General features: G+C 57.9%; 12 protein-coding genes, 1 tRNA gene and 1 pseudogene. 7 read left to right on the top strand and 7 right to left on the bottom strand.

What is annotated here, in order from left to right; translation table 11 throughout:
• The first annotated feature begins 74 nt into the window (after positions 1-74).
• Complete coding sequence (gene putA, locus C8029_RS04700) at positions 75-3,506, top strand: bifunctional proline dehydrogenase/L-glutamate gamma-semialdehyde dehydrogenase PutA (RefSeq protein WP_193217589.1); 3,432 nt, start codon at positions 75-77, stop codon at positions 3,504-3,506.
• 148 nt (positions 3,507-3,654) lie between these two features.
• Here putA and C8029_RS04695 read toward each other — a convergent pair whose 3' ends face one another.
• From C8029_RS04695 to ypfJ, 6 genes are all read right to left on the bottom strand, one after another.
• The gene (locus C8029_RS04695; protein ID WP_009571910.1) at positions 3,655-4,377 is read right to left on the bottom strand and encodes an amino acid ABC transporter ATP-binding protein; all 723 of its coding nucleotides are present in this window, start codon (positions 4,375-4,377) and stop codon (positions 3,655-3,657) included.
• Positions 4,374-5,027 carry an amino acid ABC transporter permease gene (locus tag C8029_RS04690; RefSeq protein ID WP_009571909.1) on the bottom strand — a complete coding sequence of 218 codons (654 nt, stop codon included), beginning with the start codon at positions 5,025-5,027 and terminating at the stop codon, positions 4,374-4,376. Before C8029_RS04690 ends, C8029_RS04695 begins: the two co-directional genes overlap by 4 nt.
• Positions 5,024-5,698 carry an amino acid ABC transporter permease gene (locus tag C8029_RS04685; RefSeq protein ID WP_009571908.1) on the bottom strand — a complete coding sequence of 225 codons (675 nt, stop codon included), beginning with the start codon at positions 5,696-5,698 and terminating at the stop codon, positions 5,024-5,026. Before C8029_RS04685 ends, C8029_RS04690 begins: the two co-directional genes overlap by 4 nt.
• A 70-nt stretch (positions 5,699-5,768) precedes the next feature.
• The gene (locus tag C8029_RS04680; RefSeq protein ID WP_009571907.1) at positions 5,769-6,596 is read right to left on the bottom strand and encodes a transporter substrate-binding domain-containing protein; all 828 of its coding nucleotides are present in this window, start codon (positions 6,594-6,596) and stop codon (positions 5,769-5,771) included.
• A 458-nt stretch (positions 6,597-7,054) separates the two neighbouring features.
• Positions 7,055-7,141 (bottom strand) — tRNA-Leu (locus C8029_RS04675).
• A 77-nt stretch (positions 7,142-7,218) separates the two neighbouring features.
• Positions 7,219-8,070: a KPN_02809 family neutral zinc metallopeptidase gene (ypfJ, locus tag C8029_RS04670; RefSeq protein WP_152002374.1), complete on the bottom strand. Its 852-nt coding sequence runs from the start codon at positions 8,068-8,070 to the stop codon at positions 7,219-7,221.
• Positions 8,071-8,211: 141 nt separating this feature from the next.
• On the opposite strand from ypfJ, the pseudogene C8029_RS04665 reads away from it, so the two are divergent.
• From C8029_RS04665 to C8029_RS04655, 3 genes and pseudogenes are all read left to right on the top strand, one after another.
• Positions 8,212-8,789 (top strand): annotated as a pseudogene (locus C8029_RS04665) (YqaA family protein).
• Positions 8,786-9,277, top strand: a complete 492-nt coding sequence (locus tag C8029_RS04660) for a disulfide bond formation protein B (protein WP_009571904.1) — start codon at positions 8,786-8,788, stop codon at positions 9,275-9,277. Before C8029_RS04665 ends, C8029_RS04660 begins: the two are co-directional and overlap by 4 nt.
• Positions 9,278-9,419: 142 nt before the next feature.
• The gene (locus C8029_RS04655; protein ID WP_009571903.1) at positions 9,420-9,611 is read left to right on the top strand and encodes a hypothetical protein; all 192 of its coding nucleotides are present in this window, start codon (positions 9,420-9,422) and stop codon (positions 9,609-9,611) included.
• A gap of 49 nt (positions 9,612-9,660) precedes the next feature.
• Here C8029_RS04655 and C8029_RS04650 read toward each other — a convergent pair whose 3' ends face one another.
• Complete coding sequence (locus C8029_RS04650; RefSeq protein ID WP_009571902.1) at positions 9,661-9,948, bottom strand: usg protein; 288 nt, start codon at positions 9,946-9,948, stop codon at positions 9,661-9,663.
• A 248-nt stretch (positions 9,949-10,196) separates the two neighbouring features.
• On the opposite strand from C8029_RS04650, the gene gyrA reads away from it, so the two are divergent.
• The 3 genes from gyrA (at position 10,197) to trmFO (ending at position 15,553) form a co-directional block, all read left to right on the top strand.
• A complete protein-coding gene (gene gyrA / locus C8029_RS04645) occupies positions 10,197-12,941 on the top strand; it encodes a DNA gyrase subunit A (protein WP_009571901.1) in 2,745 nt (914 codons plus the stop codon).
• 406 nt (positions 12,942-13,347) lie between these two features.
• Positions 13,348-14,058 (top strand): hypothetical protein, encoded by a 711-nt coding sequence (locus C8029_RS04640; RefSeq protein WP_152002373.1) that lies wholly within the window; start codon positions 13,348-13,350, stop codon positions 14,056-14,058.
• 145 nt (positions 14,059-14,203) lie between these two features.
• Complete coding sequence (gene trmFO, locus C8029_RS04635) at positions 14,204-15,553, top strand: methylenetetrahydrofolate--tRNA-(uracil(54)-C(5))-methyltransferase (FADH(2)-oxidizing) TrmFO (RefSeq protein ID WP_152002372.1); 1,350 nt, start codon at positions 14,204-14,206, stop codon at positions 15,551-15,553.
• The last annotated feature ends 4 nt before the right edge of the window (positions 15,554-15,557 follow it).

Here is a 15,557-nt window from a genome sequence, read left to right as displayed (position 1 = left end):
ATCAATACCCTCTTTTGGACGCAACGACCAGAGGAACGCAGATATTCAGGGTGAAACAAATTCCGGAGTGGACCATGTTCGATCATAAATTCGACACGTTTTCAGGGCACGCCAAAATTGCTCCTGAACAGGATGTTTTGAAAGACCTCATGCAACAGGGCGCCCTGACGGAGCCGGAACGCGTGGCGATTTCGAACCGGGCGGCAGGTTACATTCGCCGCATTCGGGCCGAGGCCAACCCCGGCTTGATGGAAAAATTCCTCGCGGAATATGGCCTCTCAACCCAGGAGGGCGTGGCGTTGATGTGTCTGGCCGAAGCGATGTTGCGCGTGCCGGATGCCACAACCATCGACGCGCTGATCGAGGATAAAATTGCCCCCTCCGATTGGTCGAAACACATTGGCGAAGCCTCCTCTCCGCTGGTCAATGCCTCGACATGGGCTTTGATGCTCACCGGCCGGGTGTTGGACGAACGCGATCCGGGCGTGGCGCGTGTGTTGCGCGCGGCGATCAAACGTGTGGGCGAGCCGGTGATCCGCGTCGCCGTGGGTCAGGCAATGAAACAGATGGGCCGTCAGTTCGTTTTGGGTCAGACCATCGACAAGGCGCTGGAGCGCGCCCGTGAGCGTGAAAAACAGGGCTACACCTATAGCTACGACATGTTGGGCGAGGCCGCGATGACGAAAGCCGACGCCACGCGCTATGCCAAATCCTACAGCGATGCGATCAAAAGCATTGCCAAGGCCGCCACTCACGGCTCGGTTGAAACCAATCCCGGCATCTCGATCAAACTCTCCGCCTTGCACCCGCGCTATCAGGTCGCCCAAGAGCCGCGCGTGATGGCCGAGCTGGTGCCGATCGTGCATGATCTCTCGGTGCAGGCGAAACAGGCCGGGATCGGCCTGAACATCGACGCCGAAGAACAGGACCGTTTGGTCCTCTCGCTCAAAGTGATCGAAGCGGTGCTGATGAGCGACGATCTCGCGGGCTGGAATGGCTTTGGCGTGGTTGTGCAAGCCTATGGCAAACGCGCCGGTCAGACGATTGACTGGCTCAACGCGCTGGCCACGCATCTGGATCGCAAAATCATGGTCCGTCTGGTCAAAGGCGCCTATTGGGACACCGAAATGAAACGGGCGCAGGTCGAAGGTCTCGACGATTTCCCGCTGTTCACCAACAAGACCGCGACCGATGTCAGCTACATCGCCAATGCGCGCAAATTGTTTGGTTATTCGGATCGGATCTATCCGCAATTCGCCACCCATAACGCCCATTCCGTCGCGGCGATTTTGGACATGGCCGAGGGCCGTCCGTTTGAATTCCAGCGGCTGCATGGTATGGGCGAGCAGCTACATGATGTTGTCATCAAGGACGAAAAAAACCGCTGCCGGATCTACGCCCCGGTTGGCGCGCATCGCGATTTGTTGGCCTATCTCGTCCGCCGCCTGCTTGAAAACGGCGCGAACTCGTCCTTTGTGAACCAATTGGTGGACGAAGACGTCAGCCCGGAAGAGATCGCCGCCGATCCGTTCGCCGCGCTGGCCACCGCCACCGCCCCGTCCGGTCTGCGCGCTCCGAGGGACTTGTTTGCCACCGAAGGCCGGACCAATTCCAAGGGCTTTGATCTCTCGGATGAGGCCACTCTGGCGGAGATTGACGCCGCCCGTAATGTGCCCCTGCCCGAGGCCGGGCCGATCACCCTGCGCCCGGCCACAGGCACGACTTGCGATGTTGTGAATCCGGCCACGGGTGAGGTTGTGAGTACGGTTTTGGAGGCCGACGAGGCCACCGCCCTGTGCGCCATCGAGGATGCGACGACCTGGGACGCGCCCGTATCTGAGCGTGCGCAGGTGCTGCGCCGCGCCGCCGATCTCTATGAGGCCAATGCCGGTTTGATCTTTGCCACTTTGGCGCGTGAGGCGGGCAAAACCTTGGCCGATTGCGTTGGCGAACTGCGCGAAGCGGTTGATTTCCTGCGCTATTACGCCGGTCAGGCCGAAATGCGCGGCGACAGGATGGATGCACGCGGGATTTTCACCGCGATCAGCCCGTGGAACTTCCCTCTGGCGATTTTCTCCGGTCAAATTGGCGCGGCTTTGGCGGTTGGCAATGGCGTCATCGCCAAACCCGCCGAAGCCACACCCGTGATTGCCAGCATCGCCGTGTCATTGCTGCATGAGGCGGGCGTGCCGAAAGCCGCTCTGCAACTGATCACCGGGCTGGGTTCCACCGTGGGGCGCACGCTGACCTCGGATGCGCGCGTGGGCGGCGTGGTGTTCACCGGCTCGACCGCCACCGCCCAATCCATCCGCCGCGCCATGGCGACCCATATGGACCCGGGCGCACCGTTGATCGCGGAAACCGGCGGGTTGAATGCCATGCTGGTCGACTCGACCGCCCTGCCGGAACAAGCCGTGCGCGACATCGTGGCCTCGGCGTTCCAATCGGCGGGCCAACGCTGTTCGGCGTTGCGCTGTCTCTATGTCCAAGAGGACATCGCCCCGCATTTCATCGACATGCTCAAAGGCGCGATGGACGAGCTTTGCATCGGCAATCCCTGGGCATTGACCACCGATGTTGGCCCCGTCATCAACCAAGCTGCCTATGACAGCATCAATGCCTATATTGCCGCAAACGAGGCCAAGGGCGCACTGCTCCATCGCGTCGATGCGCCGACCTCTGGGCTGTTCGTTGCCCCGACCCTGTTGAAGGTCAGCGGCATTGCCGATCTGGAGCGGGAGATTTTTGGGCCCGTGCTGCATGTCGCCACCTTTAAGGCGCATGAGTTGAACAAGGTGATTGCGGATGTAAACGCGCGCGGTTTTGGTCTGACCTTTGGTCTGCACACGCGGATCGACACGCGGGTGCAAGAGATTGCGGATGGCATTCATGTCGGCAATCTTTATGTGAACCGCAACCAAATCGGTGCCATCGTTGGCAGCCAACCCTTTGGCGGCGAAGGGCTTTCGGGCACCGGACCGAAAGCGGGCGGGCCGAGCTACCTGACCCGATTTATCAAACCACAGGCCGCGCCCGAGGCGGGTGTTTGGGAAACGCCCTGTGATCTGGAGGCGCTTAAAGCGGCGCTGGCCAAGACTTCACTTGCCAAAACTCATGGCGGCGCGCTCTTGTCGGCCACCGAGATGCCGGGGCCGACCGGCGAGGCCAACACCCTGCGCACCTATGCGCGCGCACCGATCCTGTGCATGGGACCGGGACAGGCGGCCGTTGACGCACAAATCGCCGCCGTTGAGGCCTTGGGCGGGGTTGCCGTTGCGGTCAAGGGCACGATAGACCCCGCCGCTTTGACCACAGTTTCGGGCTTTGACGGCGCGATCTATTGGGGCGACGATCCCCGCGCCTATGCCGAGGCGCTGTCTCTGCGCGACGGGGCAATTTTGCCGCTGATCACCGCCCTGCCCGACGCGGCCCATGTCGTCCATGAACGGCACATGTGCGTCGACACCACGGCGGCGGGCGGCAACGCCGCCCTTTTGGCCGGATAAGAACCGCAGCACTCCGCCGCAGCACCAAACACGTTTCCCCCGCGCCCGAACCACGGTGCGGGGTTATATTTAGTTACATCTCACGCACGAAAAAACCGCCGCTCCTGTGTAAGGAACGGCGGTTTTTTGGCTGTGCGATCTGAGGCGATTAGCCGATGGTCGAGAGGAACCGTTGCAGATCGGGGTCTTGGGGATTGTTCATCACATCTTCCGGCGCACCGATTTCGGCCAAAACGCCTTTCTTGAAAAAAGCAACGCGATCAGAAACATCTCGGGCAAAGCTCATCTCATGGGTCACAACAATCATCGTCATCCCCTCAGAGGCCAGCATCCGCATGATGTCGAGCACCTCGCCCACCAACTCCGGGTCAAGCGCCGAGGTGGCCTCGTCAAACAACATGTAGGTCGGTTCCATCGCCAGCGCACGGGCAATCGCCAAACGCTGTTGCTGACCGCCCGAAAGCTGCGACGGGTAGTGGTTGAGCTTGTCGCCGAGACCAACATGGGTGAGTTGCTTGGCGGCGATCTCCTGCGCGTCTTTACGGCTGAATTTCGACACCACACGCGGCGCGAGGGCGACGTTTTCAAGTGCGGTCAGATGCGGGAACGAGTTCCATTGCTGAAACACCGTGCCCAATTTCTGGCGCAGCTTGTTGATGTCGGTGCCTTTGGCATGCACATCCACCCCATCGACGGTGACCTTGCCGCCATCAATGGTTTCAAGCGCGTTGATGCAATAAAGCAGCGTGGACTTGCCCGATCCAGACGCGCCGATCAGTGAAACGACCTCGCCCTTGTCCACGGTCAGGTTGATGCCTTTGAGAACTTCCAGAGGGCCAAAGGATTTGTGCAGGTTTTCCAGTACGATCATGATTTTTGCCTCTGTTCGTAACGTGCGCCCAATCGCGACAGCGGGTAGGAGATGATAAAGTAGATCAGGCCGACCAGCAGCATGATTTTGACCGACTCTTGGGTGCGGGTGTTGAGGATTTGCGAGGCGCGCAGCAATTCGACATAGCCGATGGCCGAGACCAGAGCGGAGTCTTTGATGGTCGCCAGTGCCACTCCAAGCCAGGACGGAAACGCCGTGCGCAGGCCCACGGGCGTGGTCACATGGCGCATTTCCTGCCAATAACTCATCCCCAAACACCGCGCGGCGGCGCGCAGACCCGGAGGCACGGCGTCGATGCCCGAGTGTACAACCACAGCCACAAGCGAGGCGGTGTAGATGATCAACACGATCGTACCCGACCAAAATGCCGGCAACGGAAAGCCCGCGATCGCCACGAAACTGTCAAACAGGATCAATTGGATCAGCAAAGGCACCGAGCGGAACACGTCCAGCACGGCCATGACCGCGAAGGTGATCAACTTGTTGTTCAGCGACATCAGCCAGCCGAAGACCATACCCAACAGGGTGCCCAAAAGGATGGAGACGACAGAAATTTGGATGGTTTTCCAAGCCCCTTCCAGCAGGAAGATCAGATCGCTCCATTGCAGCGTGGTAAAGACATCGGTCATGACTTTGCCCTTTCCGCTTTGAACAAGGGCCGTCCAAGAAGGGCCATCAACAGAAGCGCCATTTTGGCGATCAGATAGTAGATCACGGCGGTGGCGGCGAAGAATTCAAAGGTGCGGAAGGTGCGTGAGTTGAAATATTGCGTCTCGCCCGACAATTCGCGCAGACCCGCCAGCATCCCCAAAGAGGAGGCCAGAATGACCCAAGTGAACTGGTTGGTCATCGGCCCGTAAATCGCACGCAACACCTGCGGCAACACCACATAGCGCATGGATTGAAACCGGGTCATCCCCAACGTGCGCGCGGCTTTGTCTTGACCGGGGTTCACGGCATTAAAGCCGCCGCGATAGGTCTCGGCCATATAGCCCGCACAGTTGAAGGTCAGCGCGGCAACCACCGCCGTATAGGAGCTGAGAAAAATACCGAATTCGCCAAGGCCCCAATAAAACACGAAAATCTGGAACAGAGAGGGCGTGTTGCGCGCAATTTCGACCCAGGTGGAGCCAAACCCGCGCAGAACGCGCAGTTGGCTGGCCCGAAAGAAATAGAGCACAAGGCCGATCATCAGGCCAAGTGCCATCGCGATAAGAGAGACCTGAAGTGTGACCAGAGAGGCTTTCAGAAGATCGGGAAGAGCCTGAATAACTGGTCGCCAGTGGAATTGATAATCCATCCAAATGACCCATAAGTTGGACGGCGACAGGGGGTGCCTGCCGCCGCCAAGGTTAAACGTACTTCAGGGTTTAATAATAAACGCCAACGGTCGTCAGGTCAGGCATTTCGCCGCCGATATGTGTCTCATAGAGATCACCGAGCGTGCCGTCGCGGTACGCATGGTTGATGTAGAGGTTCAGGTAGTTGATCCAGCCAAATTCGTTACGCTCGGTCATAAAGCCAACGATATCCGCGCCAAAGGGGGCCACGGGACCGGCTTTGAGGTTGGAAAAGCTGTCCGATTGCAGAATGTTGGCGATGGCGGTGTCTGTGGCAATGCCCGCTTCGACGCGGCCTTGGGACACGGCAAGATAGGTGTCGTTTTCGGCTTGGAAGGTGGTGATCTTGCCTTTGCCATCCGGCCAGTTGGCGGCGCTGTAATCGGTCAGTTCGGATTCATAGGTTGTGCCAACCGCGACACCGACATTGGCGTCTTTCAACTGGTCCCATTCGGTGATCTCGGAATCTGCGGGCAGCAGGGATTGGAACTGGAACACCATGTAGGGGATGGTGAAACCCACGGTCTGGGCGCGCTCAAGCGAGTCCGAAGAGGAGGCAATCGCCACATCGGTGCGGCCAGAGATCAGCGACGGAATACGTTCGGCCCAGGTGACGCCGACGACTTCGGCATCAACGCCCATGCGGCTTGCGAGATCTTTACAGATGTCCACATCCATGCCGGCCGGTTCGTTGTTGGCGTCACGGTAGCCCATGGGCGGGAAGTCGAGCACAACGGCGCAGCGCAGCTTGCCCGAGCCCAAAACGTCATCGAGTTTATCGGCGGCGGCTGGCGTGGCCAAAGTGGCGCCCAAAAGGGCCAAAGCGCCAAATGCGCCGAGAACTGTGGTGTTTTTCATGAGAGATCCCTGAAGTTTTGTTTGGTTATAAAGCCAGAATACAGGAGTGATTGCAGTCATATTGCCCTAAAGGCGCAACCTTGTGGTCAATATGGCTGAATTGAAGGTCAAATATGGGCAATAGTATCACCCCAACCCCCAAGGTCTCGATTCGCAGCTCACTGAACTCAGCCTAACGCCCGTGGCTCGGTTTGGGAACCTTTGGCCTGTTTTGGGCACTGTTTGCGGGTTTGGCAGGAATCAGAATCGGCACCGGGGCGCGTTTCCAGTGATGAAAGGGCACCGCCCGCCTCCAATCCGGACGCAAACAGAATGCGGTTTGTCCTGCTACACGCAAAGGCGTGTCATCCCGGAGCGATACACAAAATGACATTTGTGGCTTGGGAGCGGGGAGAGGGATTAAACTGGTTTGATCACTGTCTGCTAAAAGAGGACTTGGTAGTCACCTCTTTTAATAATGGTACCCGTGGGCGGACTCGAACCGCCAAGCCTGTTACAGCGGGGGATTTTGAATCCCCTGTGTCTACCAATTCCACCACACGGGCAAAAGTTCCGCGCACATCGTCGCGGTAAAGGGCATTTATCGAAGCTCGCGGGCGACGACAAGAGGGATTTGTCAGATTTATAACCGATCGGCAGAAAAAGTGTCACAAGAGGCCAAATCCCCGGTTTTATAGCCGGTCGCAAACCAGGTTTGGCGCTGCTCGGAGGTGCCATGAGTAAAGGTGTGCGGCTGCGGCACGCGTCCGGCATTCTTTTGCAATGTGTCATCACCGATTTGTTTGGCCGCATTCAACGCCTCGCGAATGTCGCCATGCTCAATCGACCCAAAGGCCTCATCGGCCTTTTTCGCCCAAATCCCTGAATAGCAATCGGCCTGAAGTTCAATCATCACCGAGACGGCGTTGCTTTTGTCCTCCGAGACTTGCGCACGGTAGGCATTGGCCTGTCCCAAAATGCCCAATTCGTTCTGGACATGATGCGCCACTTCATGCGCGACCACGTAAGCGGCGGCAAAATCGCCCTTCGCGCCCAGTGTGCGGCTCATCGTGGTGAAGAAATCTGTGTCGAGGTAGACTTTTTGATCCGAGGGGCAATAAAACGGCCCGGTCGCCCCAGAGGCAGAGCCACAGGGGCTTTGGGTCACGCCTTTATAGAGCACCAGAATCGGCGGCTCATAGCGCGCGTTCAATTGATCGGCAAAGACTCCGGTCCAAATCTCTTCGGTGTCGGCCAAGGTGACGGAGACGAATTGCGCCGCCTCTTCATCGGCGGCGGTGATTTGGGTGCTCTGGGTTTGGGGACTGATGCCCCCTGCCCCTTCGAGCAGCGGCGTGACGTCGATGCCGAGGAAATAGCCGATCACCACAACCGCGATCAGGCCCAAGCCGCCGATCCCGCCCACGGCCTTGCCGCCACTCATGGACCGCCGATCCTCAATGTTGCGCGACCCGCGCCGTCCTTGCCATTTCATCACTCACCCTCGGCCAAAATCAAAACTGTGCTCACAATAACGTCACCCGTCCGTCCGACAAGCCGAAAGCACCCGGCATATGCTTGACCCTTGGGGCAGAATGAGGCCTATAGACCGAGAACAAGCGGGGATTTTCGGCGCATGCTAAAGCGGTTGTACAATTGGACGATGTCTTTGGCGGAAAGCCGCATGCGCTTTGGGCTTTGGCCGTCGTTGCCTTTGTCGAGAGCTCGGTCTTTCCAATCCCACCAGATATTTTGATGATTCCGCTGATCGTGGCGCGCCCAAAAGATGCGTTCAAAATCGCCGGGATCGCCACTTTGGCCTCGGTTTTGGGTGGGATGTTGGGCTATTGGATCGGCTTTGGCGCCTTTGAAACCATTGGTCGCCCGGTGTTGGAATTCTATGGCAAAGACGCCTATTTCGACGAATTCGCCGTCAAATACAATGAATGGGGCGCATGGGCCGTGTTGATCGCGGGCGTCACCCCCTTCCCCTATAAGGTGATCACCATCTTGTCGGGCACCACCCAACTGTCCTTGCCGGTGTTTATCGTCGCCTCGATTGTCGCACGTTCATTCCGGTTTTTCGTCGTCGCCGCCCTGTTGTGGAAATTTGGCGATCCGATCCGCGACTTTATCGAGCGGCGATTGGGAGCGGTGTTCACCGTGCTCATCCTCCTGCTTGTGGGCGGTTTTTACGCGGTGAAATTCCTATGATAGCTTTGATTTCCCGCCTCACCCGCCTGCATTTGGCCCTTTTGGCCGCGCTGGGATCGCTGTCGATCCTTTTGGGGGCGTTTGTGTTTCAGGCCATGGGCTATGCGCCCTGCGCGATGTGCCTGTGGCAACGCTGGCCCCATGCCATTGTCATTGTCATCGGCGCGCTGTTTCTGGCGACCCGCCTGCGGCTTTTGCTGGTTTTGGGCGCGCTGGTGATGGTGGTCTCCTCAGGCCTTGGCCTGTTTCACGCCGGTGTCGAACAGGGCTGGTGGCCCGGTCCAAGCTCCTGCACCTCGTCTGGCCCAGGCCTGTCTGGCCTCTCCGGTATGGATCTTTTGCCCTCTGCGGGGGCGGCGAAACTTGTGCTTTGTGACGAGATCGTTTGGGACACATGGGGGCTTGGCATCACCATGGCGGGCTGGAATTTCTTGTTCTCGCTGGTGTTTATGGCGCTTTGGATCATGGCGTGGACAAAGCCGCGCTGAGTGGTGGTCTGGCGCGGCGGCAGGTTAAACCCGGCTTTCACACGGATGCAGTTTTAACCGTCCCGCCATTTTTTGCCGAAACAGCGCTCACAAATGCGTTTTCAGGATTGAAATCGCCGCGCTTTGTGCAAATCTTGGGATCATGAAACAGACAAAGCCCCTTCGTCCCTCTGTGGTCCCCTTTCCCACCGCGCGCCGCAGTCGCAAGCGGGTGGGTGGGCCTTTGGCCGATCTGCGCGCCGAAGCGCTGCGGGATCGGTTTCGTCAGGTGTCAGAAGCCTCCTACACCGGCGATGCCACCACACCGCTTAAAAAGCTGTTGAAGCGGTTTTGAGCCGCGACGGATCGTGCCCCGCCGCGCGCGGTTTTTCAATGAACCTCATTCAATGAATGGTAAATTCACCGACGCAATTGCGCCATTCGCCCGGTGAGATCAATTTGCGATGGGTAAAACGCACATGGTGTAACGGGCCCTCGATGGTCTCATGCCAAAACGCGATGAATTTGAACAATTTCGGATAATCCGGCGCAAGATCGTAAAGCTGCCACGAAAACGTATTCAACACACTTTGGTGATCCGGCATTCGGTAGGTGAATTCCGCCAAAGTCAGGCCATATCCCGTGAGCATCATCTCGGTGTCGCTCATCTGGTTTTGCTGCGCTGTTGCCATCAAGGTCTCTCCTGTTGCTTGGGTGTTTCCTGTGTTTTTTCTCCCTGAGACTCAGCTTGTCACAAATTGCTTAATTGTCTATAAAAACAATATGTTGTCACTCCTTTTATCTGGCTGCCAAGGACGCGGCCTCAGATGGGCCTCTACGAGCGAAATCCTCGCCGGTTCCCCCATTGCACCCCACATCCCGTATGATGTAAGATAGGTAACGACATTATATAGATCGCACCAAACAACAGGCGGACACCGTGAGCGACACTCCAGAAACCCCTGAAAACGAAGAAGAAACCCCACGCGTGCCGATGGCATGGGACGGGCCGAAGATTTCCATCACCCAGGAGATGAAAAGCTCCTACCTCGATTACGCGATGAGCGTGATCGTCAGTCGCGCGATCCCGGATTTGCGCGACGGGTTGAAGCCCGTTCACCGCCGCATCCTGTTTGCGATGCATGAGGCGGGCAACACCCACGACAAATCTTATCGTAAATCGGCGCGGTCTGTCGGCGATACGATGGGGAAATATCACCCGCATGGTGATAGCGCGATCTATGACGCCCTTGTGCGGATGGCACAGCCGTTTTCGATGTCCCTGCCCTTGCTCGATGGTCAGGGGAACTTTGGCTCGATGGATGGCGATGCCGCCGCGGCGATGCGCTACACCGAAGTGCGGATGGACAAACCGGCCGCCTATCTTTTGGCCGATATTGACAAAGACACCGTCGATTTCACCCTGAACTATGACGGCAAAGACCGCGAACCCACTGTGCTTCCGGCGCGGTTCCCGAACATGCTGGTCAATGGTGCGGGCGGGATCGCCGTCGGCATGGCCACCAACATCCCGCCGCACAACCTGGGCGAAGTGATCGACGCCACCTTGGCCTTGATCGAAAACCCTGACGTGTCCTCCGAGCGGTTGATGGAAATCGTGCCTGCGCCCGATTTCCCGACGGGCGCGATGATTTTGGGCCGCTCTGGCGCGCGCAAAGCCTATCTTGAGGGCCGTGGCTCCGTAGTGATCCGCGCCAAGACCCGCGTCGAAGAGATCCGCAAAGACCGCTACGCCATCATCGTCGATGAGATCCCCTATCAGGTCAACAAGGCGACGATGATCGAAAAAATCGCCGAGCTGGTGCGGGACAAGCGCGTCGAAGGCATCGCCCATGTCCAAGACGAATCCGACCGTGTCGGTGTGCGGGTTGTGGTCGAGCTGAAACGCGATGCGACGCCGGAGGTGGTGCTGAACCAATTGTTCCGCTTTACCCCGCTGCAAACCTCGTTTGGCTGTAACATGCTGGCGCTCAATGGTGGCCGCCCGGAACAAATGACCCTGCGCCAGTTCTTGGAGCATTTCATCACCTTCCGCGAAGAAGTGGTGGCGCGCCGCACCGCGTTTGAACTGCGCAAAGCCCGCGACCGCGCCCATATCCTCTGTGGTTTGGCCGTGGCTGTGACCAATGTCGACGAAGTCGTCGCCACCATCCGATCCTCTGCAGATGCGGCTGAGGCGCGGGCGAAATTGATGGAACGTCGCTGGCCCGCGATGGACATCGCTGATTACATCCGCTTGATCGACGATCCGAGCCATAAGATGAACGACGATGGCACCTATAACCTGTCCGAGACCCAGGCCCGCGCGATCCTCGATCTGCGGCTGCAACGCCTGACCCAGATCGGTGTCAAAGAGGTCACCGACGAGTTGCAAGAGCTCGCCGGCAAGATCAAAGATTTCCTCGCCATCCTCGCCTCGCGTGAGCGGATCATGGAGATCATTTCCAACGAGTTGATTGAGGTGAAAACCCTATTCGCCGTGCCGCGCCGCACCGAGATTGTCGATTGGTCGGGCGATATGGAAGACGAAGACCTGATCGAAAAAGAGGATATGGTGGTCACCATCACCGCCTCCGGTTGGGCCAAACGCACGCCTCTGGCCGATTACCGCGCGCAAAAACGCGGTGGCAAGGGCCTGTCTGGCATGGCGACCAAGGACGAAGACGTGATCACCACGCTGTTTGTCGCCAACACCCACACCCAGTTGCTGTTCTTCACCGATGACGGCATGGCCTATAAGTTGAAAACTTGGCGCTTGCCGCTGGGTGGCCGGACGGCCAAGGGCAAACCGATCGTCAACATCCTGCCGATCCCGACGGGTGTGGGCATTGCGGCAATCATGCCGGTGGACCGCGACGAGTTGGATTGGGATGGGCTTCAGATCGTCTTTGCCACCTCGAAAGGATCAGTGCGTCGCAACCGCCTGTCGGACTTCACCAATGTGAAATCCAACGGCAAGATCGCGATGAAATTCGAAGGCGAAGACGAGGGCACCCGCCTGATCAACGCCCGGATTTGCGATGAAAATGATGACGTGATGCTGGTGACCTCCTCCGGCCGTGCGATCCGGTTCCCGGTCACGGATGTGCGGGTGTTCAACTCGCGCGCCTCGACCGGTGTGCGCGGGATCAAGCTGGGCACGGACGATGAGGTCGTCTCGATGTCGGTGATCAAACACTTTGATGCCGAGGCCTCTGAACGGGCCGCTTACCTCAAAATGCGTCGCCAAATGGCCGGTGCCGATGAGGTAGAGGCGACCGACGATGAGGAAGAGGCTGAAGAAGGCTCGATCTCCATGGAACGGTTCGAGGAAATGAAGGCGGCCGAGGAGCTGCTTGTGACCATCACGCAAAATGGCACGGGCAAACTCAGCTCTTCGCATGGGTATCCGGTTCGCGGACGCGGCGGCATGGGGGTGACAGCGATGGACAAAGCCATGCGCGGCGGGGCACTTGTGGCCTCCTTCCCGGTCGGCATCGAAGACCAAATCATGCTCGCCACCTCGAAAGGCCAATCCATCCGCTGCCCGGTCGAAGGTATCTCCTTCCGCTCGCGCTCGGCGGGTGGTGTGAAAGTGTTCAACACCGGCAAAGGCGAAGAGGTCGTGTCGGTGGCCTGGATCGCCGAAAGTGATGACGAAGAGGACGGTGCTGCGGAGGAATAAAGCGCAAGAGCCCCTCACATAAATGTGAGGACATCTCCCTATCCCACTCATAAAATAGGCAAAAAGCCGCTTGAACTGACGGTTCTTGCGGCTTTTTCTATGCGATTTTTGTCGAGTAACATGTGCGATTTTGTGGTATATGTAGCCAAATACACACATATTTTCACACAGATTATAAAAGTGAACGCCCCCTCTAAAATTCACCTGATGAGAGGGCTAAATGCAGCTCATAATTTTCCATGAGGTTGAAAATGAGCAACGTACAAAAACTTTCACTCGCCTTGGCATTGGTTTCGACAGCAGGCGCAGCCGCCGCTGACGCCTGACCTACAGCAATGTAGAGGCGGTCTACGGCAATATCGAAGAGCTGGACGTCACCCGCCTGAACGGCGAAGCTGACTACATCATGGGTCAGTACTCCTTCACCGGCTCTGCGGGCCTTGTGTCTGCTGAAGGTGATGACGCCTCCATCCTGCGCGGCACTGCGGGCTACGCGATCATCCCCGGCCTGAACGTCTACGGCCTTCTCAGCTATAGCCAGGCCGAAGGCGGCAACGACGAAACCTCCTATGGTTTGGGCGCAGAATTCCAAAACAACGACTATGGCGTTGCACTGGAATACGAAAAATTTGACGACGCTGATATCGACAGCGTAACCCTTGCTGGTTTCTATGGCTTTGGCGCATCCACCGTCTACGGCATTGCCAATGAGACGGACAATTTCGGCTCCTATGGTCTCGGCTATAAATATGACGCCGCAGCTTTCGAAGCCAACATCGCCAGCCTTTGGGATGAAGACGGGTTTGACGCAGGGGCAACCGCATTCAGCGGCGCATATGACGTCAATGCGAAATTCACCGTTTTGGCCTCTGTCCTCACCACCAATGACAATTTCCTCGACAACGGCATCTACACCGTTGGCGGCAGCTACAACCTGACGGATACAACATCCGTGGAAGCCAACTATGGTCAGTCCTTCGGCAGCGATATCGTTGACGGCGACGGCTTCACCCTCGCCCTCTCTTTCGAAACCGGCGCTCGTCGTGTTCGCGTGACCGATCAGGTGACCAACTACGTCACAGATACAACGCCGCTCTACGATCTCCTCGACTTCTAAATCCTACTCAGGATCAAGACGATCAAACCTGCCCCACACGTCAGCCTGATGTGTGGGGTTTTTGATGGGCGAGCCGCTTTAAAGCTCTGACATAGGCGCGCGCCCTCTCTTTTCTTTCTCCCAGCTTTGAACTACATCCCGAGCCATGACAGATAAAACACTCCACATCGTCGGCGGCGGCATGGCCGGGTCCGAAGCGGCATGGCAGGCGGCTCATATGGGCCTCAAAGTTGTGCTTCATGAAATGCGTCCCGAAGTGGGCACATTCGCCCATCACACCGGGAATTTTGGCGAGATGGTCTGTTCCAACTCGTTCCGCTCGGATGATGACGAACAAAACGCCGTCGGCCTGTTGCATTGGGAAATGCGCGCGGCCAATGGCTTGATCATGGCGATGGCGCACAAGCATCGCCTGCCCGCAGGCGGCGCCTTGGCCGTGGACCGCGATCCCTTTTCTGAGAGCGTCACAGCCGCGCTCAAAGCCCTGCCCAACGTCTCGGTCGAATATGGTGAAATCACCGAATTGCCCACCGAGGGTACATGGATTTTTGCCACAGGCCCGCTGACCTCACCCGCGCTTGGCGAGGCGATTGCGCGCGAGACCGGCACGGATCGTTTGGCGTTTTTCGACGCCATCGCCCCCATCGTCTATGCCGAGAGCATCAATATGGATGTGGCCTGGATGCAGTCGCGCTATGACAAGGGCGAGACCGAGGAAGAGCAAAAAGCCTATCTCAATTGCCCGATGACCAAGGACCAATACGAGGCCTTTATCGACGCGCTTTTGGCGGCGGAAAAGACCGAGTTTCATGAAAATGAAACGGCCGGGTATTTCGACGGCTGTCTGCCGATCGAGGTCATGGCCGAACGCGGTCGCGAGACGCTTCGGTTTGGGCCGATGAAGCCGATTGGCCTGACCAATGCGCATCAGCCGGATGTGAAACCCTACGCGGTGGTGCAGCTGCGCCGCGACAACAAACTCGGCACGCTTTTGAATATCGTCGGCTTTCAAACTAAGATGAAATACGGCACGCAAACCGCTGTTTTAAAAATGATTCCCGGTTTGGAAGATGCCAGTTTTGCCCGTTTGGGTGGTATTCACCGCAACACGTTTTTGAACTCTCCGACGCTATTGGATGATCAAATGCGGCTCAAATCCCGGCCCAATATCCGCTTTGCCGGACAGGTCACAGGCGTGGAGGGCTATGTGGAATCCGCTGCCATGGGGTTGCTCGCTGGCCGTTTGGCCGCAGCCGAACTTTTGGGCCATGAGATGGGTCCGCCGCCCGGCACCACCGCCATGGGTGCGCTCATTCATCACATCACCGGCGGGGCTGAGGCCAAGAGCTTTCAGCCGATGAATGTGAACTTTGGCCTGTTCCCGCCGTTGGACGGGATGCGCGGCGGTCGCAAAGGCCGCAAAGAGCGCTATAAAGGCTATACAGACCGCGCCAAAGACGCGTTCACAGCCTGGTTGGGCGCGGCGGAGAGTTAGGAGG

This window comes from Roseobacter sp. TSBP12 (genome assembly GCF_009129705.1).
In the GTDB taxonomy this organism is placed as follows: domain Bacteria; phylum Pseudomonadota; class Alphaproteobacteria; order Rhodobacterales; family Rhodobacteraceae; genus Celeribacter; species Celeribacter baekdonensis_A.
Note: the sequence above shows the minus strand (reverse complement) of the source record. Positions and strands in the feature narration are given on the sequence as shown.

Bases quoted from the DNA above. Each gene is read 5' to 3' on its own strand.
- putA (WP_193217589.1), top strand. From the start codon at position 75: ATGTTCGATCATAAATTCGACACGTTTTCAGGGCACGCCAAAATTGCT.
- C8029_RS04695 (WP_009571910.1), bottom strand. From the start codon at position 4,377: ATGATCGTACTGGAAAACCTGCACAAATCCTTTGGCCCTCTGGAAGTT.
- C8029_RS04655 (WP_009571903.1), top strand. From the start codon at position 9,420: ATGAAACAGACAAAGCCCCTTCGTCCCTCTGTGGTCCCCTTTCCCACC.
- ypfJ (WP_152002374.1), bottom strand. From the start codon at position 8,070: ATGAAATGGCAAGGACGGCGCGGGTCGCGCAACATTGAGGATCGGCGG.
- C8029_RS04685 (WP_009571908.1), bottom strand. From the start codon at position 5,698: ATGGATTATCAATTCCACTGGCGACCAGTTATTCAGGCTCTTCCCGAT.
- C8029_RS04650 (WP_009571902.1), bottom strand. From the start codon at position 9,948: ATGGCAACAGCGCAGCAAAACCAGATGAGCGACACCGAGATGATGCTC.
- C8029_RS04680 (WP_009571907.1), bottom strand. From the start codon at position 6,596: ATGAAAAACACCACAGTTCTCGGCGCATTTGGCGCTTTGGCCCTTTTG.
- C8029_RS04690 (WP_009571909.1), bottom strand. From the start codon at position 5,027: ATGACCGATGTCTTTACCACGCTGCAATGGAGCGATCTGATCTTCCTG.
- C8029_RS04660 (WP_009571904.1), top strand. From the start codon at position 8,786: ATGATAGCTTTGATTTCCCGCCTCACCCGCCTGCATTTGGCCCTTTTG.
- trmFO (WP_152002372.1), top strand. From the start codon at position 14,204: ATGACAGATAAAACACTCCACATCGTCGGCGGCGGCATGGCCGGGTCC.
- C8029_RS04640 (WP_152002373.1), top strand. From the start codon at position 13,348: ATGGGTCAGTACTCCTTCACCGGCTCTGCGGGCCTTGTGTCTGCTGAA.